The sequence below is a fragment of the Micromonospora sp. NPDC002411 genome (assembly GCF_053592955.1).
The window spans coordinates 1-21,534 of sequence record NZ_JBSFBM010000073.1; the positions used below are offsets into that span (position 1 = coordinate 1).

Annotated in this window: 19 protein-coding genes; 14 read left to right on the forward strand and 5 right to left on the reverse strand. The window is 72.0% G+C overall.

Annotation, left to right across the window (positions count from 1 at the left end):
- Positions 1-555, forward strand: a 555-nt coding sequence (locus ACWCO3_RS11735; RefSeq protein WP_450009785.1) for a cellulose binding domain-containing protein, incomplete at its 5' end; no start/stop codon positions are given.
- A gap of 56 nt (positions 556-611) precedes the next feature.
- Here the strand turns inward: ACWCO3_RS11735 and ACWCO3_RS11740 are convergent.
- Positions 612-1,409 (reverse strand): SAM-dependent methyltransferase, encoded by a 798-nt coding sequence (locus tag ACWCO3_RS11740; protein ID WP_354879921.1) that lies wholly within the window; start codon positions 1,407-1,409, stop codon positions 612-614.
- Positions 1,410-1,772: 363 nt separating this feature from the next.
- Here ACWCO3_RS11740 and ACWCO3_RS11745 point away from each other — a divergent pair, with 363 nt between their 5' ends.
- From ACWCO3_RS11745 to ACWCO3_RS11800, 12 genes are all read left to right on the forward strand, one after another.
- On the forward strand, positions 1,773-2,624 hold the full coding sequence (locus ACWCO3_RS11745; protein WP_145780371.1) for a DUF1684 domain-containing protein: 852 nt from the start codon (positions 1,773-1,775) through the stop codon (positions 2,622-2,624).
- Positions 2,625-2,656: 32 nt separating this feature from the next.
- A complete protein-coding gene (locus tag ACWCO3_RS11750) occupies positions 2,657-3,190 on the forward strand; it encodes a flavin reductase family protein (protein ID WP_145780373.1) in 534 nt (177 codons plus the stop codon).
- A gap of 41 nt (positions 3,191-3,231) precedes the next feature.
- Positions 3,232-4,137 carry a zinc-binding dehydrogenase gene (locus ACWCO3_RS11755; RefSeq protein WP_145780375.1) on the forward strand — a complete coding sequence of 302 codons (906 nt, stop codon included), beginning with the start codon at positions 3,232-3,234 and terminating at the stop codon, positions 4,135-4,137.
- 397 nt (positions 4,138-4,534) lie between these two features.
- The gene (locus ACWCO3_RS11760; RefSeq protein ID WP_145780377.1) at positions 4,535-6,178 is read left to right on the forward strand and encodes an ABC transporter substrate-binding protein; all 1,644 of its coding nucleotides are present in this window, start codon (positions 4,535-4,537) and stop codon (positions 6,176-6,178) included.
- Entirely contained in the window at positions 6,175-7,104 is a 930-nt protein-coding gene (locus tag ACWCO3_RS11765; RefSeq protein WP_358164680.1) for an ABC transporter permease, read from the forward strand. The genes ACWCO3_RS11760 and ACWCO3_RS11765 overlap by 4 nt, the downstream gene beginning before the upstream one ends.
- Before the next feature lie 4 nt (positions 7,105-7,108).
- A complete protein-coding gene (locus ACWCO3_RS11770; RefSeq protein WP_145780379.1) occupies positions 7,109-7,999 on the forward strand; it encodes an ABC transporter permease in 891 nt (296 codons plus the stop codon).
- Positions 7,996-9,642, forward strand: coding sequence for a dipeptide ABC transporter ATP-binding protein (locus tag ACWCO3_RS11775; RefSeq protein WP_450009790.1), 1,647 nt, complete (start codon positions 7,996-7,998; stop codon positions 9,640-9,642). Before ACWCO3_RS11770 ends, ACWCO3_RS11775 begins: the two co-directional genes overlap by 4 nt.
- On the forward strand, positions 9,639-10,847 hold the full coding sequence (locus tag ACWCO3_RS11780; RefSeq protein WP_450009792.1) for an LLM class flavin-dependent oxidoreductase: 1,209 nt from the start codon (positions 9,639-9,641) through the stop codon (positions 10,845-10,847). The genes ACWCO3_RS11775 and ACWCO3_RS11780 overlap by 4 nt, the downstream gene beginning before the upstream one ends.
- 15 nt (positions 10,848-10,862) lie before the next feature.
- Positions 10,863-12,221 (forward strand): NtaA/DmoA family FMN-dependent monooxygenase, encoded by a 1,359-nt coding sequence (locus ACWCO3_RS11785; protein ID WP_145780387.1) that lies wholly within the window; start codon positions 10,863-10,865, stop codon positions 12,219-12,221.
- A 28-nt stretch (positions 12,222-12,249) separates the two neighbouring features.
- Positions 12,250-13,317 carry an LLM class flavin-dependent oxidoreductase gene (locus ACWCO3_RS11790; RefSeq protein ID WP_450009795.1) on the forward strand — a complete coding sequence of 356 codons (1,068 nt, stop codon included), beginning with the start codon at positions 12,250-12,252 and terminating at the stop codon, positions 13,315-13,317.
- A gap of 18 nt (positions 13,318-13,335) precedes the next feature.
- Positions 13,336-14,460: an LLM class flavin-dependent oxidoreductase gene (locus ACWCO3_RS11795; RefSeq protein WP_358164670.1), complete on the forward strand. Its 1,125-nt coding sequence runs from the start codon at positions 13,336-13,338 to the stop codon at positions 14,458-14,460.
- A gap of 121 nt (positions 14,461-14,581) precedes the next feature.
- The gene (locus tag ACWCO3_RS11800; RefSeq protein WP_450009797.1) at positions 14,582-14,947 is read left to right on the forward strand and encodes a hypothetical protein; all 366 of its coding nucleotides are present in this window, start codon (positions 14,582-14,584) and stop codon (positions 14,945-14,947) included.
- Positions 14,948-14,999: 52 nt separating this feature from the next.
- On the opposite strand, the gene ACWCO3_RS11805 is transcribed toward ACWCO3_RS11800, so the two are convergent.
- From ACWCO3_RS11805 to ACWCO3_RS11815, 3 genes are read right to left on the reverse strand one after another with little or no spacing between them, the layout of a single operon-like run.
- A complete protein-coding gene (locus ACWCO3_RS11805; RefSeq protein ID WP_450009799.1) occupies positions 15,000-15,644 on the reverse strand; it encodes a response regulator in 645 nt (214 codons plus the stop codon).
- 8 nt (positions 15,645-15,652) lie between these two features.
- Positions 15,653-16,948, reverse strand: coding sequence for a sensor histidine kinase (locus ACWCO3_RS11810; RefSeq protein WP_450009801.1), 1,296 nt, complete (start codon positions 16,946-16,948; stop codon positions 15,653-15,655).
- Between the two features lie 41 nt (positions 16,949-16,989).
- Entirely contained in the window at positions 16,990-18,945 is a 1,956-nt protein-coding gene (locus tag ACWCO3_RS11815; RefSeq protein WP_208744991.1) for a serine hydrolase domain-containing protein, read from the reverse strand.
- A gap of 307 nt (positions 18,946-19,252) precedes the next feature.
- Between ACWCO3_RS11815 and ACWCO3_RS11820 the strand changes: the two genes are divergently transcribed.
- Positions 19,253-19,957 carry a hypothetical protein gene (locus ACWCO3_RS11820; protein WP_145780401.1) on the forward strand — a complete coding sequence of 235 codons (705 nt, stop codon included), beginning with the start codon at positions 19,253-19,255 and terminating at the stop codon, positions 19,955-19,957.
- On the opposite strand, the gene ACWCO3_RS11825 is transcribed toward ACWCO3_RS11820, so the two are convergent.
- The gene (locus tag ACWCO3_RS11825; RefSeq protein WP_450009804.1) at positions 19,954-21,309 is read right to left on the reverse strand and encodes a serine/threonine-protein kinase; all 1,356 of its coding nucleotides are present in this window, start codon (positions 21,307-21,309) and stop codon (positions 19,954-19,956) included. The genes ACWCO3_RS11820 and ACWCO3_RS11825 overlap by 4 nt on opposite strands.
- Between the last annotated feature and the right edge of the window lie 225 nt (positions 21,310-21,534).

Here is a 21,534-nt window from a genome sequence, read left to right on the forward strand (position 1 = left end):
GTGACCATCTCCTACTCGATCTTCTTCCGCCCGCCCTGCGGCTACGACCCGCCGATGACCGTCAGCCTCTTCGCCAACCGCGAGGACGCCCAGCAGTGGCGGTCGCCGGTGGCCGTGGCCGTCTCCGGGCCGGAGCGCAACGGCACTGTCACGATCGACCGGCTGACACCCGACACGGAGTACTGGTACCGGTTCACCGACGTCGAGGGCCGGCGGGACCCGTACGTGATCGCGTCGGCGCGGACCGCGCCGCTGGCCTCCTGCCGCGCGACGGCAACGATCGATGCCCGCTGGGGCAGCGGCTTCGTCGCCACGGTCACGGTCCGCAACACCGGGAGCGAGCCACTGGACCGGTGGCGGGTGTCCTGGCGGTGGTCCGGTGACGAGCGCGTGCAGTCGGTGTGGGGTGGCGTGGCCGAGACCGTCGGCGTCGACGTCACGGTCCGCAACGCCGCCTACAACGGAACGCTGGCACTGGACGGTGTGACGACGTTCGGTCTGCTCGCGGCGACCAGTTCGGTGCCCGACGGGTTGACGGTGAGCTGCGCCCGCTGAACGACGTCCGCCCCGCTCCCGCTGTCACGGCGGAGGCGGGGCGGACGTCGCGTCGGTCAGGGCTTGCGGGCCACGGCGCCGTAGGCGTCGATGCCGGTGGCGTCGGGCTCCTCCGGCCGCCAGAGCGGGATGGGCACCAGGCCCGGCTCGACCTTGGTCAGCCCGGTGAAGCAGGTGTCGAGGTCCTCCGGGCTGCGCAGGATGTACGGGACGCCGCCGCTCTGCGCCAGCCGCTCGGCTCCGGAGACCACCTCGGGGCTGGTGTCGGTGCCGTCCCAGAGCACGAGGTAGCTGCCGGAGGGCATCGCGGCCATGGTCCGCTCGACGATCGAGCGCACCACGTCGAGGTTGGGCTCGTAGCCCAGTACGCCCATGAACATCACAGCGATGGGCTGGTCGAAGTCGAGCGTCTGCGCCGCCTCGGCGAGGATCTTCTCCGGGTCGTGGTAGTCGGCGGGCACGTAGGTGGTGACCCCCTCGGTGGTCGTGTTGGCCAGCAGCGCCCGCGCGTGCACCAGCACCATCGGGTCGTTGTCGACGTAGACGATCCGGGAGTCCGGCGCGATGGATTGGGCGACGGCATGGGTGTTCTGCATGGTGGGCAGGCCGGTGCCGATGTCCAGGAACTGCCGGATGCCCGCCTCGGCGGCGAGGTACCGCACGGCCCGCACCAGGAACACGCGGGACTGCTGCGCCATGACGACGATCTCCGGGTAGACCTCGGCCACGGCGTCGCCGGCCGCCCGGTCGGACTGGAAGTTGTCCTTCCCGCCCATCCAGTAGTTCCAGATACGCGCCGCGTGCGGCACGTCGGGCTGAAGCTTCGCGGCGAGTTCGGGGTCCGGACCGGCCATGCCAGGCTCCTATCGAGGGGTCGAGAGCTGGAGGTCACCACTGAGGTGTGAGCGGGATCGTACTCCGAGGGTGTCCACTGTCGACGCCAGGTGGAGGCTCTTCGACGCTCCACCCGGCCTGGGGGCTTGAAATCCTACTTAGTTGGTAGGAAAATCGTCGCCATGCCGTCCGTTCGGTTGTTCACCTCCCGCCGGGTCATCGACCTGATGCGGGTGGCCGCGCAGCTCTGTCCCGGCGCGCCCACCCCGGTCTGAACGGGCTGACCAGCCCACGCCTGCCGGTCTCTCGCAGCCGTTCTCCCGTCGGCGCGCGACCGGCTTCCCGCACCCGGCCCAGGTGCACCCCGCCGAGGAGGACCTGTCATGAGTATCGACGCCCCATCGTCCACCGCCGCCGACTCGCGGCGCGAGTTCGACGAAACGTGGCAACAGTGGCACCGGCGCCACGAGGAGGCGCGGGCCGACCCACACGGCTTCCTCGCCGTCACCGGCCTGCACTGGCTGACCCCGGCACCGCAGCGGATTCCCGGCGTTCCGGGGGAGTGGCACACCGGTGACGGCGGGCCCGTGGTGAGTCTCGGCGACGAGGAGCTGGTTGTCGACGGCCGGCAGGTCCGGGGCCGGCACGAGTTCGGCTCGATCGCCGAGCGGGCCGGCGTCACAGTGGGCTTCGACGGCGGGGTGCTGGAGGTTGCCCGCCGAGGTGGCCACGACATCCTCCGGCCCAGACGCCCGGACCACCCGCTGCGCGTCGACTACCGGGGCACCCCCACCTATCCACCGCAGCTGGGATGGGTCGTCACCGGACGGTACGTCGCGTTCGACAGCCCGCGATCGACCACGGTCGGCGCGGCGGTGGAGGGGCTGACACACGTCTACGACGCACCCGGCCAGATCGAGTTCGCGGTCGACGGGGTGCCGCTGCGCCTGACCGCGTTCAACGGTGTCACGCCTGGAAGCCTGTCGGTGCTGTTCACCGACGCCACCTCCGGCGTCACCACGTACGCCGCCAACCGGTCCCTGAGCGTCGGCCCACCGGACGAGCAGGGTCGGGTGACGCTCGACTTCAACCGGGCCACCAACCTGCCCTGCGCATACACCGACTTCGCGACCTGCCCACTGCCGCCGGCGGAGAACCGACTGCCGATCGCCGTCGAGGCCGGCGAGAAGATCCCGTACGAACGGCTGGCGGACGACCCGGCCGACCGAGCATGACCCCTGCGGACCAGCCCATCGGGAGGATCGTCATGACCCAGTCCACCAACGCGCCGGTCGACGCAGACAGCGACGCGCTGCGGACGTTACTGCGCCACCAGGCCAGCACCGTCACCGTGGTCACCGCGCCCGGCACACCGGCTGTCGGCTTCACCGCCACCTCGTTCACCTCGGTGTCGCTGGCACCGCCGATCGTCTCGTTCTGTCTGAACCTCGGTTCGTCGAGCTGGCCGGCGGTCGCCCGGGCACGGCACGTGGCTGTGCATCTGCTCGCCCACCATCAGCAGGAGCTGGCCCGTACCTTCGCGACCAGCGGAATCGACCGGTTCGCCGGCCCGACCCGATGGCGGACCGGCCCTGAGGGGGTGCCGATCCTCGACGACACCCTGGCCTGGCTGCTCTGCCGGGTGGTCGACCGGGTGACCGTCGGCGACCATGCCGTGGTGCTGGCCGAGCCGGAGATGCTCCGGCATGCCGACGTCGGGTCGCCGCTGCTCTACCACCGGGGACGCTACGCCGGGCTGGCCGGCGACCAGCACGGGGCGGTTCGCCGACCCGCCGCCTGACCGGCGCGATCGCACGCTGAGTCCACGATGAGGAGGGCGCCATGCGCGCGATCGTCGCTGCCCCGGGCACCGGCGAGGGTTTCCGGCTGACAGAGGTGCCCGACCCCACGCCGGGCCCGCGGCAGGTGCTCGTGGACGTCCGACACGCTGCCGTCAACACCGGCGAGATCCGGCACCTGGGCCTCTTCCCGGCCGGGTCCGTGCTCGGGTACGACGCCGCAGGTCATGTGGTGCGGGGTGCCGAGGACGGCTCCGGCCCCCGCGAGGGTGAGCGGGTGGTCGCCTTCGGGCCCGGCGCCTGGGCCCGCCTGGCGGTGTTCGACGTGGACAGCGTGACGGTGGTGCCCGCCGCCGTCGACCTGGCCGAGGTGGCCGCACTGCCCATGGTCGGCATCACCGCCCTGCGCACACTGCGTGCGTCGGGTTCGCTGCTGGGCCGTCGGGTGCTGGTCACCGGCGCGTCCGGGGGAGTGGGACGGGTCGCCGTCCAGCTCGCCCGGCACGGCGGCGCGTACGTAGTCGCGGTGGTCGGCTCCGTGGCTCGGGGTGCCGGCTTGACGGAACTCGGCGCGGACGAGGTGGTGGTCGGCCTGGACGGCGTCGGTCCGGTCGATGTGGTGCTGGAGACCGTCGGTGGCGCCCAACTGGTGGCCGCCTGGGGCTTGCTGGCCCCGGGTGGGGTGCTGCATAGCATCGGCTGGGCGTCCGGCGAGCCGGCGGTCTTCCCGGTGAACTCGACCTTCGCTCCGGGTGTGGCACGGACGCTGCGGTCCTTCGGTGACGCCAGCGCGCCGGGGCCTGACCTTGCGCTCCTGGTGGATCTCGTAGCGCGTGGAGCGCTGCGGTCGCCGATCGGTTGGCGCGGCTCGTGGCAGCGGCTGGCGGAGGCGGTCGACGCGTTGGCGCACCGTCGTGTCGCGGGAAAGATCCTGCTCGACCTGGACTGAGTGCGGTCCGTCCCGCTGCTCCGCCGGTCAGGCAAAATCTCTGTAAACCCTATAGCCTTAGTAGGGTATCCGTCAACGAATCGACGTCCGCACGTGCGATAGCCGACATCCCCCGACGGATTCGTTGACACCACCGACGCCTGAAGGTGGACTCGACGCATGTCCAGCGAGCTGCGGCTGACGATCCGCGGCCACATCGACTTCGGTCGGGTGTGGTCGAGTTCCTGTCTGGCCTGACCCGGCACCCTCGCCCGTAACCCGGCCCGCCGCACCGGCCCGCCGAGGTGGGGCGCACCGCTGCGCCGCCACAGCATCGTCACCGACACCGGCCCACGCCCACACGTAGCGCCGGGCGTCGGCACACCCGCTTCCGCCTGCCTGGACAGGAGATCCCACCATGCCCGCGCACCGTCTGCGCACAATCGCCGGCGCCGCACTCGCTCCTCTGCTCGCCGCCGTCGCCGGCTGCTCCACCGGCACCGCCCTCACCGCCGAGACGGCCGGGCAGCCGCGCTCCGGCGGCACCCTCACCTGGGCCGTGGAGACCGAGCCGATCACCCTCAACCCGCACCAGTACGCCCAGGCGAAGGCCCGCCTGCTGGTCTGGAACACCTTCGAGTCCCTGCTCACCTACGACAAGCAGGGCAAGCTGGCGCCCTGGTTGGCGACGGGCTGGCAGGCCGCACCCGACGGCTTGTCCTACACGCTGACGGTGCGGGACGGGGTCACCTTCTCCGACGGCACGCCCCTCGACGCGGCGGCCGTCAAGGCCAACATCGACAAACTTCGTGAGCCCGGGTACGCCCCGGCCGTCGCCGCCGTGCAGTTGCGCAACCTCAAGACCGTCGAGGCCATCGACCCGCGCACCGTACGGCTCGTCCTCACCGCGCCGGATGTGCTCATCCTCGACTTCCTCGCCTCCCCGCAGGGCGCGCAGATCTCGCCGAAGTCGCTGCGCGAGGCGAAGAACCTCAAAGCCGGCGGTGTCGACGTCGCCGGCACCGGACCGTTCGTGCTGGACCGTTACGTCCCCGGGCAGGAGTTGCACTACCGGCGCAATGCCAGCTACGACTGGGCGCCGCCCACCGCGACGCACACCGGCCCGGCCTACCTGGACGGGATCACCTACCGGTTCCTCAAGGAGTCGGCGGTGCGCGTCGGCGCGCTCACCTCGGGCCAGGTGCAGCTCGTCGAGGGCGTGCCCGCCACCGACCAACCGCTGGTCACCGGGAACCGGACACTACGCCTGGCCCGCGAGTTGAACTCCGGCTCGGCCTACTCGTACTACTTCAATACCTCCCACCCGCCCTTCGACGACCTGCGGGTCCGACAGGCGTTCCGGGAGGCCGTCGACGTCGACACCGTCCTGCGGTCCGTCTACCGCGACACCGCCACCCGCGCCTGGAGCGTGATCAGCCCGTCCAGCCCGCTTTACGACAAGAGCCTCGAAGGCGGCTACGGCGGCGACACCGCAAAGGCGAACACCCTGCTCGACCAGGCCGGCTGGGCGGCCCGCGACGCCGACGGCTTTCGGACGAAGGACGGCAGACGGCTCACCGTACGACTGGTGCAGTCCGCCCCCTTCGTCCGTGACCGTCGTGACGTCCTTGCCCAGGCCGTGCAGGCGGCCGTCAAGCAGAGCGCCGGCATCGACCTGAAGGTCTCGCTCGTCGACCAGGGCACCGCAACCGACGCGTTCCAGCGCAACGAGTACGAGGTCTTCGACAACTCGCGCGCCGACACCGACGCCGGCGCCGCGCTGAACCTGCTCCTGCACTCCAAGGGCGGCATCAACCGCACCCAGGTCAACGATCCGCGGATCGACCGACTCCTGGAGGCCGGTCAGGCCGCCGCGGACCCGACGAAGCGTGCCGGCATCTACGCCGACCTGCAACAACAGGTCGTCGCCGAACAAGCCCTACTCCTGCCGCTGTACGCGCCGGCCGACCAGATCGCGGCCAGCGTCGGCGTCGGAGGGGTGCGCTTCGAGCCCACCGCCGGGGTGCCCGCCAGCGCGTACGACCTGTGGATCGGCAAGTGACAGCGCTGCGCGCGGTGGCCCGTCGGCTCGGTGCCGGCCTGGTCGTCCTCTGGGTCGCGGCGACCGCCGCCTACCTGGCGCTGCTGGCCGCGCCCGGCGACACAGTGGACAACATCGTCGCCGACGGTGCCGACACCCCGCAGATCCGTGCCGAGATCATCGCCGAGTGGGGTCTGGAGCGGCCGGCCATCGTGCAGTACCTCGACTACCTGGGGCGGCTGGGAGGCGGCGACCTGGGCCGCTCGTACCTGCTGCAACGCCCCGTCACCGAGGTGATCGGCGAACAAATCGCGCCCAGCCTCACGCTCGCCGTCGCCGCCGCCGGGCTCGGGGTGCTGCTCGCCCTGCTCATCGCGGTGGCCACTGCCGGGGACCGGCGACCCTGGCTGCGCCGGGTCAGCTCCGGCACCGAACTGCTGTTGGTCTCCACCCCGTCGTTCCTGATCGGGCTCCTGCTGCTCAGTGTGCTGTCGTTCCGGTTCGGGTTCTTCCCGGTCTCGGGTGATCAGGGAACCGCCGCGTTGGTGCTCCCCGCCGTCACCCTCGCGTTGCCCATCGCCGGGCTGCTCGCCCAGGTGCTGCGCGACGGCATCGACAGAGCCCTCGACGAGCCGTTCGTGCTCACCGCCCGCTCCCGAGGCGTACGGGAACGAACGGTGTTGGTTCGCCACGCCTTTCGGCACGCCTTCCTGCCGGCAGTCAGTCTGGCCGGCTGGGTCTTCGGCATCGTGGTCGGCGGCACCGTCATCGTCGAACAGGTCTTCGGCCGGCCCGGCCTCGGCCAGGTCACCCTCAGCGCGGTCACCACCCGGGACATGCCGGTGGTGCTGGCAGTGGTCACCCTCTCCGCTGCCGGCTATGTCGTGGTCAACACCACTGCCGACCTGGCGTACCTGCTGGTCGACCCGCGTTTGCGAAGGAGCTGACCCGATGACCGTCACCCTCGGCCCCGCGTCCACCGACGCCCCCGTGCTCACCCGCGCCGTCCCGTCCCGGCCCGGCGTACGCCTGCGGTCTCTTCCGCGACCCGGCCTGCTCGTCGCCGGGGCGTACCTCATCCTGCTCGTCGTCGCCGCGGCCTGGCCGGCGGTGCTGGCCCCCGCCGATCCGCTCGCTGCCGACCCGCTCGCGGTGCTCTCGCCGCCGAGCGTGACGCACTGGTTCGGCACCGACCACCTCGGCCGCGACGTCCTGACCCGGGTCGTGCACGGCGCCGGACACTCGCTCACCATCGGTGTCGCGGCCACCGGGATCGCGGTGGCCGGCGGCGTGCTGCTCGGCCTGCTCGCCGGCCTCACCCACCGGGTCGCCGACGAGGCGCTGAGCCGCACGTTCGACGCGCTGTCGGCATTCCCCATGTTGCTGCTGGCCCTGCTGTTCATCGCCATCGCCGGCCCCGGCACCGCCAGCCTGATCGTCGCCATCGGCATCGCCACCCTGCCGCACCACGCCCGGGTGGTCCGTGGTCAGACGTTGCTCGTCCGCCGCGCCAACTACGTCGAACAGGCCGTCACCTTCGGCCAGTCCCGGCCCCGGCTGGTGCTGCGACACGTGCTCCCCAACGTGGTCGGACCGGTGCCGGTGCTCGCCGTGATCGGGCTCGGTGAGGCGATCCTTGCCGCCGCCGGGCTCAGCTTCCTCGGCATGGGTCCGCAGCCACCATCGCCGGAGTGGGGCGCGATGCTCTCCGAGGGGCGCAACTATCTCCAGGTGGCGTGGTGGATCACCATCCTGCCCGGTCTGGCGGTCACCGCCACAGTGGTGTCGCTGACCGTCGTCGGCCGACACTGGCAGGCCCGTTTCGACGGGAGGAGGCGGTGACGGCCCCGCTGGTCGCTGTCGAGGATCTGCACGTCGCATTCGACACCCCGACCGGCCCTGTGGAGGCGGTGCGCGGGATCAGCTTTACCGTCGAGCGCGGCGAGTGCGTGGCCATCGTCGGAGAGTCCGGCTCCGGCAAGAGCGTGACGGCTCGTACCCTGGTCGGTCTCGCCGGTCCGGGTTCGCGGGTCCGTGCCACCCGGCTCGACCTGGCCGGTCACGACGTACGTGGTCACCGGCCCCGGGACTGGCGGCGGGTCCGGGGTCGGCTCGCCGGGCTGGTCCTCCAGGACGCGTTGGTCTCCCTCGACCCGCTGCGGACGGTGGGCGCCGAGGTCGGCGAGGTGCTCAGCGCCCACGGGATCGTCGGACGCCGGGAACGGGCCGGCCGGACCATCCACCTGCTCGACCAGGTGCACCTGCCGGAGCCGGAACGCCGCGCCCGGCAGTACCCCCACCAACTCTCCGGTGGGTTGCGGCAACGAGCGTTGATCGCCTCCGCGATCGCCGGGGAGCCGGCGCTGCTCATCGCCGACGAGCCGACCACCGCGCTGGACGTCACAGTGCAGGCGCAGATCCTGCGGCTGCTCGCCGAACGGCAGGCCGACGGGATCGGCCTGTTGTTGATCAGCCACGACCTGGCGGTGGTCGCCCAGGTCGCCGACCGGGTCCTGGTGATGCGGGACGGTCAGGTCATCGAGCAGGGGCCCACCGATCGTCTGCTGCGGGCACCGTCGCACCCGTACACCCGGCAGTTGCTGGCCGCCGTGCCCTCCGCGACCTCGCGGGGCCGCCGGCTCGCCGCTGCGGCGCGGGCCGGGGACGCACGGACCACGCTGCCGGCCCGGCCCGAGGTCCGCGCCGACGACACGGTGCTCGACGCGGCCGGCCTGACCAAGAGGTACGGCGAGCACACGGTCGTCCGGGACGTCTCCTTCACCGTCGCGCGGGGCGAGACGCTCGGCCTGGTGGGGGAGTCCGGCTCCGGCAAGAGCACAGTGGCCCGGATCGTCGCCGGGCTGCTCGACGCCGACGTGGGCACCGTCACCTTCGAGGAGACGCCGTGGGCCGGCGTGCCGGAGCGGGCCCGCCGCCCTTTGCGGCGCAGGTTGCAGCTGATCTCGCAGGACCCGCTGAGCTCCTTCGACCCCCGCTACACGGTCGGACGGGTCGTCGCGGAGAACCTCGACCCCGACGTCGGTCGCGCGGACCGCCGGGATCACGTCGTCGACCTGCTGCGTCGGGTCGGTCTCGGCGCGGACCTGGTCGACAGGCATCCCCGGCAGCTCTCCGGCGGGCAGCGGCAGCGGGTCGCCATCGCCCGCGCGATCGCCCCCCGGCCCACAGTGATCGTCTGCGACGAACCGGTCTCCGCCCTCGACGTCTCCGTGCAGGCCCAGGTCCTCGACCTGCTCGCCGACCTGCGTGCCACCGACGGCACCGCCCTGCTCTTCATCTCCCACGACCTGGGTGTGGTGCACCACCTCAGCGACCGGGTGCTGGTCATGCACGACGGCGCGGTGGTCGAGCAGGGCCCGGTCGGCGACGTCTTCACCTACCCCCGGCACGACTACACACGGTCCCTCCTGGACGCGCTGCCCACCCTCGTCACCGCCGGTCGACCGTTGGAGGAACACCGATGACCGAGAAAAGTCTGCACCTGGCCGTGGCCCTGGACGGCCTCGGCTGGCACCCGGCCGCCTGGCGGCTCTCGCCTGCCGACGCGCGAGCGCCCCTGACAGCCCGCTACTGGAACGTCCTCGCCGGCGAGGCCGAGAACGCCGCACTGGACCTGCTCACCATCGAGGACAGCCTCGACCTTCAGTCGTCCCGGCCGGACGGTCCCGACGGCCGCGTCGACCAGGTCCGGGGACGCCTCGACGCGGTGCAGATCGCGGCGCGGATCGCCCCGCTGACCCGGCACATCGGGCTGATACCGACCACCAGCACCACCCACACCGAGCCGTTCCACCTCGCCACGGCGATCGCCACGCTCGACCACGTCAGCGGCGGACGGGCCGGGTGGCGGCCCCGCATCTCGGCACGCAGAGCCGAGGCCGGGCACTTCGGCCGCCGCGACATTCCGGCACTGGACCCCGCCCGGCTCGACGAACCGGAGACCGTACGACTCGTCGGCGACCTCATCGCCGAGGCCGGCGACGCGGTGGAGGTGGTCCGTCGGCTCTGGGACAGTTGGCAGGACGACGCCGTGATCCGGGACGTGCCCAGTGGCCGCTTCGTCGACCGGGATCGGCTGCACTACACCGACTTCACCGGCCGCTGGTTCTCCGTCAAGGGACCCTCCATCGTGCCCCGGTCGCCGCAGGGGCAGCCGATCGTCGCCGCCCTGGCCCACTCGTCGGTGCCGTACGCGTTCGCCGCCCGGCACGCCGACGTCGTCTTCGTCACCCCGACCGACGCCGGGCACGCCGCCGCGATCGTGGCCGAGGTGCGGGCAGCCGAGGAGACCGTCGGCCGAGTCGACCCGCCGCTGCGCGTCCTCGCCGACCTGCTCGTGGTGCTGGACGAGACGTCGACGCTCGCCGAGCACCGCAGAGCCCGCCTGGACGAGCTGCACGGCGAGGAGTTCACGTCGGACGCGGCCATCGTCGCCGGCATCCCGCAAGACCTGGCCGACCTGCTCGCCGAGTGGCACCGGGCCGGGGTGGACGGTTTCCGGCTGCGGCCCGCCGTGCTCCCCGACGACCTCACCGCGATCACCCGGGCTGTGGTGCCCGCACTGCGCGACAGGGGCCTGTTCCGCGCCGGATATTCCGGCGGAACCCTGCGCGACAGGCTCGGCCTGCCCCGACCGGCCAGCCGCTACGCCGTTGCGGCGACGGCCTGAGTTCAGGAGACCACGATGCCCAAGCAGATCATCCTGGCCGCGCACTTCCCGGGCGTGAACAACACCACCGTGTGGAGCGACCCGGCCTCCGGCAGCCAGATCGACTTCGACTCCTTCGTCCACCTGGCCCGCACCGCCGAGCGTGGCAAGTTCGACTTCTTCTTCCTCGCCGAAGGGCTGCGCCTGCGTGAGCAGCGGGGCCGCATCCACGACCTGGACGTGGTCGGCCGCCCGGACACGTTGACGGTGCTCGCCGCCCTCGCCGCGGTCACCACCCACCTGGGTCTGGCCGGCACCCTGAACACCACCTTCCGCGAGCCGTACGAGCTGGCCCGGCAGCTGGCCAGCCTCGACCACCTCTCCGGTGGGCGGGCCGCCTGGAACGTCGTCACCACCTCCGATGCGTTCACCGGGGAGAACTTCCGCCGGGGTGGATACCTCGACCGCTCGCTGCGCTACGAGCGGGCCGCCGAGTTCGTGCGTACCGCGCGGGAGCTGTGGGAGTCGTGGCCGGCGGAGGCCGTCGTGGGCGACCGGGACGGTGGCCGGTACGTCGCGGACGCCGACCCGGGCGCCTTCGCCCACCACGGCGACCAGTTCGACATCGCCGGGCACTTCACGGTGCCCCGCAGCCCGCAGGTGCACCCGGTGATCCTCCAGGCCGGTGACTCGCCCGACGGGCGCGAGTTCGCTGTTTCCAGCGCGGACGCGATCTTCTCCCGGCACGGCACGCTGGAGGACGGTCAGGAGTTCTACCGGGACGTGAAGTCCCGGCTCGCCCGGTACGGCCGTCACCCCGACGACCTGAAGATCATCCCCGGGGTCACCTTCGTGCTCGGGGACACCGACGCCGAGGCGCAGGAACGGGCCCACCACATCCGCCGGCAGCAGGTCAGCCCGCAGACCGCGATCCTGCTGCTCGAACAGCTCTGGAACCGGGACCTCTCCGGGTACGACCCGGAGGGCCCACTGCCCGTGGAGGATCCGGACGTCTCCGCCGACGCGATCAGCCGGGGCCGGGCGGGCATGTACCCCGACCCGGTCGACACCGCACGGCAGTGGCGGGCGTTGGCCGAGGAGAAGGGCCTCGGCATCCGCGACCTGATCATCGAGGTCACCGGTCGGCAGTCCTTCATCGGCACTCCCCGACAGATCGCCGAACGGATGAACCACTTCGTGCAGTCGGACGCGGCCGACGGCTTCATCCTGGTGCCACACCTGACCCCGGGCGGGCTCGACGACTTCGTCGACCAGGTCGTGCCGCTCTTGCAGGAGCGCGGTGTCTTCCGCACCGAGTACGCCGGCACCACCCTGCGCCACCACCTGGGCCTCAGCCCCGCCCGCCCGGTCGGTGCCGCGTCACCGTCCGCCTGACCCTCCCGCCGAAAGCGACGGTTCCCGCGTGAAGTTCCTGCTGATCACCCTCATCACCCACCTGCCCGACCCGGTCACCGGGCAGCGCCGGAGCACCACCGACCGGTTCCGGGAGGTGGTCGACACAGGGGTCCTGGCCGAGGAACTCGGCTTCGACGGGTACGGCGTCGGCGAACGGCACGAGCGCCCGTTCATCTCCTCCTCGCCGCCGGTGGTGCTGAGCCACATCGCGGCCCGCACCTCCACCATCCGGCTGTTCACCGCCGTCACCACGCTCAGCCTGCTCGATCCGGTCCGCGCGTACGAGGACTACGCCACCCTCGACCACCTCTCCGGCGGCCGACTCGAACTGATCATCGGCAAGGGCAACGGCGCCGCGCAGGCGCAGCTGTTCCACGTCACCGCCGAGGACCAGTGGGACCGCAACCGGGAGGGCTACGAGTTGTTCCGCCGCCTGTGGCGGGAGGAGAAGGTCACCTGGTCCGGGGCGTACCGGCCGTCGTTGACCGACGCCGAGACCTGGCCGCGTCCGTTGCAGCAGCCGATCCGGGTCTGGCACGGCAGCGCCACCAGCAGGGACTCCGTCGACCTCGCCGCCCGCTACGGCGACCCGATCTTCTCGGCCAACGTCACCAACCCCATCGAGCCGTACGCCGAGCTGATCCGCCACTACCGGGAACGGTGGGTCCACTACGGGCACGACCCGGCGGACGCCCTCGTCGGGGCGGGTAGCGCCGGGTTCTACGTGGCCCGCACCTCGCAGGAGGCGATCGAGCGGTACCGGCCGATCTTCGACGCCCGGGTCGCCACGTTCCGACGGCTCGGCGTCGAGCCGGTCTTCGGCTCCCTGGAGGACGCCATCGAGCGCAGTTCGATCCTGGTCGGCAGCCCACAGCAACTCGTCGACAAGGTGTTGCGCTACCACGAGCAGTTCGGCCACGAGGTCATCCACCTCCAGGCCGACCACGACGGGCTCACCGACAAGCAGCACCGGGAGAGCCTGGAACTGTTCCAGGCCGAGGTCGCGCCCGTGCTGCGCCGAGAGATCCCCAGTCGCCCCTTCGCCGCGCCGGTGACCGCCGCCTCTGCGGCCTGACCAGAAACGGGGACCACCATGTCGTCCACCCCACTGTCCATCCTCGACCTCTCGCCGGTGCCCTCGGGCGGCACCGTCGGCGACGCCCTGCGCAACACCGTCGACCTGGCCCGCCGGGCGGAACAGTCCGGCTACCACCGCTACTGGCTGGCCGAGCACCACCTCGCCGCCGGGGTGGCCAGCTCCGCGCCGGCGGTGCTCATCGGGCAGGTGGCCGCGGCCACCAGCGTGCTCCGCGTCGGCTCCGGGGCCGTCCAGGTCGGGCACCGCACCGCCCTGTCGGTGGTCGAGGAGTTCGGCACCCTGGCCGCCCTGCACCCCGGCCGCATCGACCTCGGGCTCGGCCGCTCCGGTCAGCGGCGCGTCGAGGCGGCCCGGGAGGCCGCCGCGTCCACCCCGCCGCCGGTCGAGGCCCGGGTCGTCGACGGGCTGCTCGTCCCGCCGCCGTTCTCCTACGCCAATGTGCTCGCCTCACCACGGTTCGCGCTGGCCAGCGCCCTGCTGCACCAACCGGGCGCGCAACCACCGCCCTTCGCCGAACAGGTGGCCGACGTGCTGGCCCTGCTGCGAGGCGACTACACCGACGCCGACGGTCTGGACGCGCACGCCGTACCGGGGGAGGGCTCCGACCTCCAGGTGTGGCTGCTGGGCAGCAGCGGCGGGGAGAGCGCCCAACTCGCGGGCGCCCTGGGCCTCCCCTTCGCCGCCAATTACCACGTCAGCCCCTCGTCGGTCCTCGACGCGGTTGCCGCCTACCGTGCCGCGTTCCAGCCCTCGACCACGCTCGCCGAGCCGTACGTGGTGGTCTCCGCCGACGTGGTCGTCGCCGAGACCGACGACACGGCACGCCGGTTGGCGGCACCGTACGGTCCGTGGGTGCGCAGCATCCGTAGCGGGGACGGCGCGATCCCGTTCCCGAGCCCCGAACAGGTCGCCACGCTGCAGTGGACCGACGCCGATCGGGAACTCGTCGCCGATCGGGTGGACACCCAGTTCGTCGGGTCACCCGCCACGGTCGTCGAGCGGCTGCGCACGCTGCGGGACGTCACCACCGCCGACGAACTGCTGGTCACCACGATCACCCACGACCACGCCGACCGGGTCAACTCCTTCGAGCTGCTGGCCAAGGAGTGGAACGACTGACGCGAGGTCTGTTCGGGACTGTTCGGAACCGTCGGTGACGGTTCCGCCGGGCGGGGCGGCTCGCTCAGGCTGACGTCGGAGCCGGGCGCACCACCGGACAGTCGACGGCAGGGAGAGATCGATGAAGTTGTTCAGGACGCTGGCCATCTCGGGCGCGATGGTCGTGGCGCTCGTGACGGGAACGGCGGCACCGGCCAGTGCGGACGCGTACTCGTACAACGGGTACGGGTCGGTCAACTTCCAGAGCTCCGGGGACTACATCACCCTCACCCACTACACCTACGACCCCTACCCGGGGTACTACGCCTCCTACGCCGAGTGGTACACCGACTACGGTCGGACCGGAATCTGCGGTGACAACATCGGCGGCCGCCTCGGGTGCAACGAGGACGTGGCGGAGAAGCACTGGATCAGCATCCGCGTCTGCACCCGCTACGGGGTGTTCAACGCGGTCACGTGCGGCGACTGGGACACCTCCCGCACCTGACGTCAGCCGGTCCGACGGTGGCAGCCACGCCTGCCGCACCGCGGCGAGGCCGTCACCGTCGGACCACCCCGTTCTGGTACGCCCACACCACGGTCTGCAACCGGTCCCGTACGCCGATCTTCGCCATGGCGCGCCCGAGGTGCGACTTGACCGTGCTCGTCTCGATGAAGAGCCGGTCGGCGATCTCGACATTGGACAGGCCCTGCGCGAGCAGCTCCACGATCTCGGTCTCCCGCGCGGTGAGCTGGTGCGCCGCCGCGGCGTCCGAGGGAGGCGCGGGGGTGCGTTTCGCGAACTCCGAGATGACCCGGTGGGTGACGGCCTGGTCGACGAGCCCGTACCCGTTGGCGAGGCGACGGATGGCCTCGACGAGGTCCTCCGGTTCGCAGTCCTTGAGGATGAACCCGCTGGCACCGGACTCCAACGCGCCGAAGACGTACTCGTCGAGGTCGAACGTCGTCACCACCAGCACCGCGGGCGGTGTGCCGGGCGCGTTGGCGAGGATCTGCCGGGTCGCGCTGAGCCCGTCGCCGTGGGGCATCCGGACGTCCATGCAGATGACGTCCGGTTGCAGTCGGCGGGCCAGGTCGATTGCGGCGGACCCGCTCGACGCCTCCGCCACGACCTCGATGTCGCCCGCATCCTCCAGGATCACGCGGAAGCCGGCGCGGACGATCGCCTGGTCGTCGACGAGCATCACCCTGATCATGCGGTGGCCTCTTCCCTCGGGTGGGACGCGACGGGACCGTTCGTCGGCAGCGTCGTGGTGACCGACCACCCGCCGGCCGGGGTCGGGCCGGCCGCGAACGATGCCCCGATCAGTTGCGCGCGTTCGCGCATGCCCACCAGGCCGACGCCGCCGGTCCGGGTGGACGGTCCGGATCGTGGGGTGGCCGGTTCGTTCACCACCTCCAGCGTCACCGAGCGGGGCAGGAAGCGGAGTGCCACCCGTACCGGCGCCTCGGGGGCGTGCTGGCGGGCGTTGCTGAGCGACTCCTGCGCGATCCGGTAGAGCGCCACGTCGGCGATCGGCGACACCGCATGTGGCTGCCCCTCCCGGACGAGTTCGACCGGCCCGGAGAGGCCGCCCGCGGTGTCGACCAGTTCGTCGAGCGTGTCCAGCCCGGGCACCGGGGCGGCACCGTCGCCGTCCTCGTGCCCCGGACGCCCGCGCAGCACACCGACGACCAGCCGCAGGTTGTCCAGGGTCTCCTTGCCCTGACTGCGGATCCAGGCCACCCCGGCCTTCGCGGCTGCCGGGTCGCGGTCGATCAACCGCTCCACCGCCGCCGCCTGTACGACCACGCCGGACAGGTGATGGGCCGCCACGTCGTGCAGTTCCCGGGCCATCCGGGAGCGCTCCGCGCCGATGGCGGCCTGGACCTTCGCCTGCTGCTCCCGGATCGCCTCGTCGGCCCGCAGCCGGACCAGCTCGACGTAGCGCCGGTAGGTGGCCACGTAACCGCCGACGAATGTCGCGCTGGCGTAGGTCAGGGCGCTCGCCGAGACGTACGCGACGCCGGTCAGCAGGTCAGGGGTCACCACGACGGCAGCCCCGACCGACTCCGCCAGCACGGCCACGCCGACGGCCAGCAACGCGCGCCGCACCGGCAGCACGGAACCGACGGTGTACGCCACGACGAACGGCGCGAGACCCCGGATGGTCACCTCCGGAAGGGAGAGGCCGTTGATGGGCAGTTGAAGGCCGACGACGAGCGCGAGGCAGAGCAGTGGCCGGACCCGACGCAGGCACAGCAGCATCGCCTGCGCACAGCAGATGGCGATGATCAGCCAGGCCCGCGTCGGGTCGAACGACACCCCGTCCTCCGGTGCCGCGAACCAGAACAGCGCCCCCAGCAGCACGAAGGTCAGGACGGTCAGGACCGCCGCCAGCAGGCAGTCCCGGGCGAACACGCCGGTCACTCCGAGCCGGGTCAGCCGTCCGTCGAGCCACCTCGTCAGTCGTGGTGTGCCGGGCTCGGTGCCGGTGTGGTCCCTCATGCGGTTCGCGTCCTTGCTCCGGATCGTTCCGGGTCGGGCGGTCAGTAGGAGATGCTAGGCGCGAGCAGCCGGAACTCCACGGCGAACCAGCCCGCTCCGGCGAGAGCGACCAGGATCAGAGCGCTGCCGACGATCCGTCGCCAGCCGACGTGACGTCGGACGTCGTCGGCCAGCCGGATCCCGGCGGGCAGCACGCCGAGCAGACCGACGAGTTGCAGCGCCTGGATGCCGCGCAGGGCGGGCCCGGGTACGTCCTGCAGGCTCATGATGCTGCCGATGCTCAGCACCCAACCGGCGAACGCGAGCAGCGTACCGGCGACCGCGACGCGGCTCAGGATCCGCGCGGTACGCCCGGCCCGCTCGCGAGGTGCGCTGCCGAGCCGACGGCGGACAATCGCGCCGACCGGCCAGGCCAGGACGGTGAGGAGCAGCACGACAGTCGACAGGGCCAGCACCGGGACGGCGATCGCCGAGGCGCGGGCGGGCTCGACGGGCAGCAACGTGAACGCGGAGTCGAAACTGATCGCCTCGACCCGGTCGTCGGCGGCCCGCATGGCGATCGTGCGCTGCCCGCCGACCTCCCGCCAGACCCACGGCGCCACCTCCTCGTAGAGGGCGGGGGAGTCCGACAGTGGACCCGGCTCGAACCGCAGCCGGTCGCCGTCGGCGACGCTGACCGTCGTCCGGCCGACCAGGCCGATCACCGTCAGGAAGTTGCTCCGCATCGCCCGCGAGGACTCGTACGTGCCGGCGGCCAGCTGGGCGTGCGTGGCGGTGGTCGCCGCGTCGACGGCCGTGCTCGGCTGTCCGGCGCGGGTGGGGAAGTATCGGTCGGCGAAGCCGTGCACGACCGCCTCGCGAAGCTCGTGGCTGTCGAGGCCGCCGGAACCGTTGCTGTTGAGGGAGAGGAAGATGCCGGCCCGGTCGTCGGGGTAGATCTGCAGGTGCGAGTGGAAGTACTTGGTGTCGCCGCCGTGGCCGAGGATCCGGTGGCCGTTGCGGTCCTCCTCGAAGAAGCCGAGGGTCATCCGCGGTCCGTCGGCCAGGGTGCCCAGCGACGTCGCGTCGAGTGCCGGACGCTGCATCAGCTCGCGGGTCGGCTGGTCCAGCAGGGGCGCGAAGCCCACCGGCTCGCCGAGCTGGGCGAGCATGAACCGCGCCATGTCCGTCGCCGGGGCGCTCAGCGCGCCGGGCGGGGGCGTGCCGACGATCTCGAAGGGCGCGGCGGGTGCGGCGGAGGTGTCGTACCCCTTGGACATCCGGTCGCGCAGCGCCGCCGGTAGGGGCTGCTCGAAGGTCGAGGATGGCATGCCCGCGCGCTCCAGCACGTTGCGCTGGACGTACTCCTCGAAGCGCGTCCCGCTGACGCGTTCGACGATGTAGCCCGCGAGGGCGTTGCTGTAGTTGGAGTAGGCCGGAACGGTGCCCGGCTCGTAGATCTGCTCCGGTGGGTCGGTCACCAGGGCCTTGCGCAGGTCAGTCCTACTGCCGTCGGTGCCGATGAGGCCGGCGATCCGCTCCTCGAAGCCTGCGGTGTGGGTCAGCAGGTGCCGCAGGGTCACCGCCCGCTCGTAGCTGCGCGGAAGATCGAAGTCGAGGTACGTCTCGACGTCGGCGTCGAGGTCGAGCTTCCCGTCCTGGACGAGTTGCAGGACGGCGGTGGCGGTGACGAGCTTCGACACCGATCCCATCCGGAAGAGGTGCCGGTCCGGGTCGACAGGAACGGCCCCCTCGCCACCGTCGCCGGTGTCGGCGTACCCGTACCCCCGGGTTGTGACGATCTTGCCGTCGTTCACGACGGCGACAGTGGCCCCCGCGATGCCGGTACGGTCGAGCGCGGCCGGCAGCAGGCCGTCGAGCCAGGCGTTGACGTCGCTGCCGGTCAGGGCGGGGTCGGTCCCGCCCGTGCCGGCGGGAGCGGCCGGAACGCCGGCGGCCGGGGCCGGGTCGCCGGGCGACGCGCCGCAGCCCGCGGTGCTCACGGCGACGACTGCCATGGCCGTCAGCACCGCCCCGAGTCGGGCGACCATTCGTGCGGGTCGGTGTGAGCGGGATCGGGGAACAGTGCGAGAGCGCATGGTCGACCAGTGCCTTCCCAGGCGGAACGGGTGTCCGGATCAGGTCCGTGCGGCGTCACCCGGTGCCTGGTTCCAGCCTGTTCGAGCGATCCGCCTGAACCATCTGGCGCAGGACGGCAAAGCGTTTACGACCTGAGGAGGAGGGCGGTGTGTCCATTCGCGTGAACCACTGCCCGTGCCGGTGCATCCAACCCTGTGACAGAGCCCGCAGAGGAAAGGACCAGCCATGCGCGCCACGCTGCTTCCCGGTGTGCTGCTCACCGTCACGGTCGTCGCCGGGTGCACCTCACCTGTCGAACGGGTCGGCGGTGACGCGGCACCCGCCGGCTCTCCGTCCGCCAGCGCGAGCCTGTCGGCGTCGAGCGCTCCGGCGACCCCCAGCTCCACTCCGAGCGCTCCGGCCACCCGCACCTCAGCCCCGGGCGCTCCGGCGACCCGCACCTCTGGGCCGGCCACTCCGGTGAGCGAGATGAGGCGGACCGACTGGCCCAACGCGGTGATCCGCAGCCTGGACTTCTGCGGTGAGTCCGACGAGTTCGTGAGGTTCCGCAACGGGTCGAACGGCTTCGACGTGCCGTGCCGGATCCTGCCCGGAGGCGCACGACCGGCGTACGCCGACTTCATCGGCGAAGAGCCGGCGGACGCACCGGCGACCGAGGACGCCCTCGTCCTCGTCGAACTCGGCAACCCCGGCGCGGCACGGCGGCAGGCGCTCGTGCCCGTCCAGCTCGCCTACGACGGCAAGGAGCGTTTCGCGCGGCCGGTCATCAAGGGGGACGACCCGAGCCCGTCCGGCGACCGGGTCATGACGTTCGTCTCGTACCGGATCGTGGATTTCCACGTGGAGGCCACCGTCCGCAAGCTCGACGGCGGCACCGAGACCCGCCGGTGGCGCATGAGGGACTATGCCGGCAACTGGGAACGGTTCTAGCCTTGCGTGAGCAGCGAATCGTCCACCCGCAGCGTGTCGAGGACCTCGTCGGTGCGGTCGGCGCCGTCGGTCTGTTTGACCTGGACGTACACGCCGACGGAGCCTCCCGCGCCGGCCAGGGTGACCTCGCTGAAGGATTTCTCGGTGCCCCCGCAGCGGGCCCAGCGCCGCACCGTCCCGCTGAGTGCTCCGACGGTGACCGCTCGCCCGGAGGCATCAGTGCATCCGCTGTGGTCGGGCAGCGTCGGCCGCTCCGTGGCCGGCAGGGCACGGCTCACACCGACGAAGACACCGGGTGTCGCGCTGTCGACGTCGGCCCATTCGGTGAGGTCCGCTCCGATGAGCAGGCCCGGACGGCGCTCCTCGGTGAGACCGATGACGGCCGGGTTCCAACCCTTGTCGCGCAGTTGCCTCGCCCAGCCGTCCGGCACCGCCACCGAGACGGTGCCGGTCGCGTCGCCCACCCGCGTCCAGCCGTGTGGTGCTGTGGAGGGGGCGGCGGATCCGGCCGTGACCAGCGCGGCGGCCACGACGCCGACGGCGGCGAGGGAACGGCGGACGCGGTGCGGGGGTGGGCGGACGGTGACCCGCCGCCTGGCGAGCAGACCCTCCAGCGCGGCGGCGTACGCGGCCGCGGTCGGCCAGCGGCGGTCCGGGTCGCGATGCATCGCCCGGCGGACGACTCGCTCGACGGCGGCGGACGCGCGCGGTGTCGCCGGTTGCCCCGGCGGCGACCCGGTGAGCATGTGGTGCGTCAGGGCGCCGATCGCGTACACGTCGGCGCGCACGTCGATCCCACCGCCGGGGACGAGTTGCTCGGGGGCCATGTAGGCGGGAGTGCCGGCCACCACTGTGAACCCGGACGCGTGCGCGAGGGTCTTGGCCAACCCCAGGTCGGCGACCAGCACCCGGTCGCCGGCCGTGGTGTCGAACAGGACGTTGGAGGGCTTGAGGTCGCGGTGCAGCACACCGTTGTCGTGCAGGACGGCCACCGCCCGCGCGATGTCGACGGCGACCCGCAGTGCCTCGCGCACCGGCATCGGCCCGCCGTCCAGCCGGTCGGCGAGGCTGCCGCCCGCGGCGTACGTCATCACCAGGTACGGCCGACCGTCGGGCAGCTCACCGACGTCCAGCACCCGGACCAGATGGTCGGAGTCGACCTGCCGCATGAACCGGGCCTCCTGACGGAAGCGCCCCCGGATGTCGGCCCGCTGCGACCAGTTGTCGGCGAGCACCTTCACGGCCACCGGGGACCGCAGCTCGTCGTCGTACGCCAACCAGACGGTCGCGAAGGCGCCGGCGCCGACCGGGTGCGCGATGCGGTAGCGACCGACCTGTGGCGGGATGGACACGACCGTATTATCCGACGACCGGGACACCGGTGACGCCCATGAGCGGGGGAGCGCGGGTGGTGATCGGATCCGACACTGAGGAACTGGCCCGGCGGGCGGCGGCCGGCGACCGCAGCGCCCTCGACGAGCTGCTGGCCGCGATCGGGCCGCGGGTCCTTGAGCAGTGTGGACGCTTCCTGCCCTGCCGGCAGGACGCGGAAGAGGCGGCGCAGGACGCGTTGGTGC

Coding starts and splice junctions, on each gene's coding strand:
- ACWCO3_RS11745 (WP_145780371.1), top strand. CDS start 1,773: ATGAGTATCGACGCCCCATCGTCCACCGCCGCCGACTCGCGGCGCGAG.
- ACWCO3_RS11800 (WP_450009797.1), top strand. CDS start 14,582: ATGAAGTTGTTCAGGACGCTGGCCATCTCGGGCGCGATGGTCGTGGCG.
- ACWCO3_RS11755 (WP_145780375.1), top strand. CDS start 3,232: ATGCGCGCGATCGTCGCTGCCCCGGGCACCGGCGAGGGTTTCCGGCTG.
- ACWCO3_RS11820 (WP_145780401.1), top strand. CDS start 19,253: ATGCGCGCCACGCTGCTTCCCGGTGTGCTGCTCACCGTCACGGTCGTC.
- ACWCO3_RS11770 (WP_145780379.1), top strand. CDS start 7,109: ATGACCGTCACCCTCGGCCCCGCGTCCACCGACGCCCCCGTGCTCACC.
- ACWCO3_RS11815 (WP_208744991.1), bottom strand. CDS start 18,945: ATGGCAGTCGTCGCCGTGAGCACCGCGGGCTGCGGCGCGTCGCCCGGC.
- ACWCO3_RS11805 (WP_450009799.1), bottom strand. CDS start 15,644: ATGCTCGTCGACGACCAGGCGATCGTCCGCGCCGGCTTCCGCGTGATC.
- ACWCO3_RS11780 (WP_450009792.1), top strand. CDS start 9,639: ATGACCGAGAAAAGTCTGCACCTGGCCGTGGCCCTGGACGGCCTCGGC.
- ACWCO3_RS11740 (WP_354879921.1), bottom strand. CDS start 1,409: ATGGCCGGTCCGGACCCCGAACTCGCCGCGAAGCTTCAGCCCGACGTG.
- ACWCO3_RS11785 (WP_145780387.1), top strand. CDS start 10,863: ATGCCCAAGCAGATCATCCTGGCCGCGCACTTCCCGGGCGTGAACAAC.
- ACWCO3_RS11810 (WP_450009801.1), bottom strand. CDS start 16,948: ATGAGGGACCACACCGGCACCGAGCCCGGCACACCACGACTGACGAGG.
- ACWCO3_RS11760 (WP_145780377.1), top strand. CDS start 4,535: ATGCCCGCGCACCGTCTGCGCACAATCGCCGGCGCCGCACTCGCTCCT.
- ACWCO3_RS11750 (WP_145780373.1), top strand. CDS start 2,657: ATGACCCAGTCCACCAACGCGCCGGTCGACGCAGACAGCGACGCGCTG.
- ACWCO3_RS11795 (WP_358164670.1), top strand. CDS start 13,336: ATGTCGTCCACCCCACTGTCCATCCTCGACCTCTCGCCGGTGCCCTCG.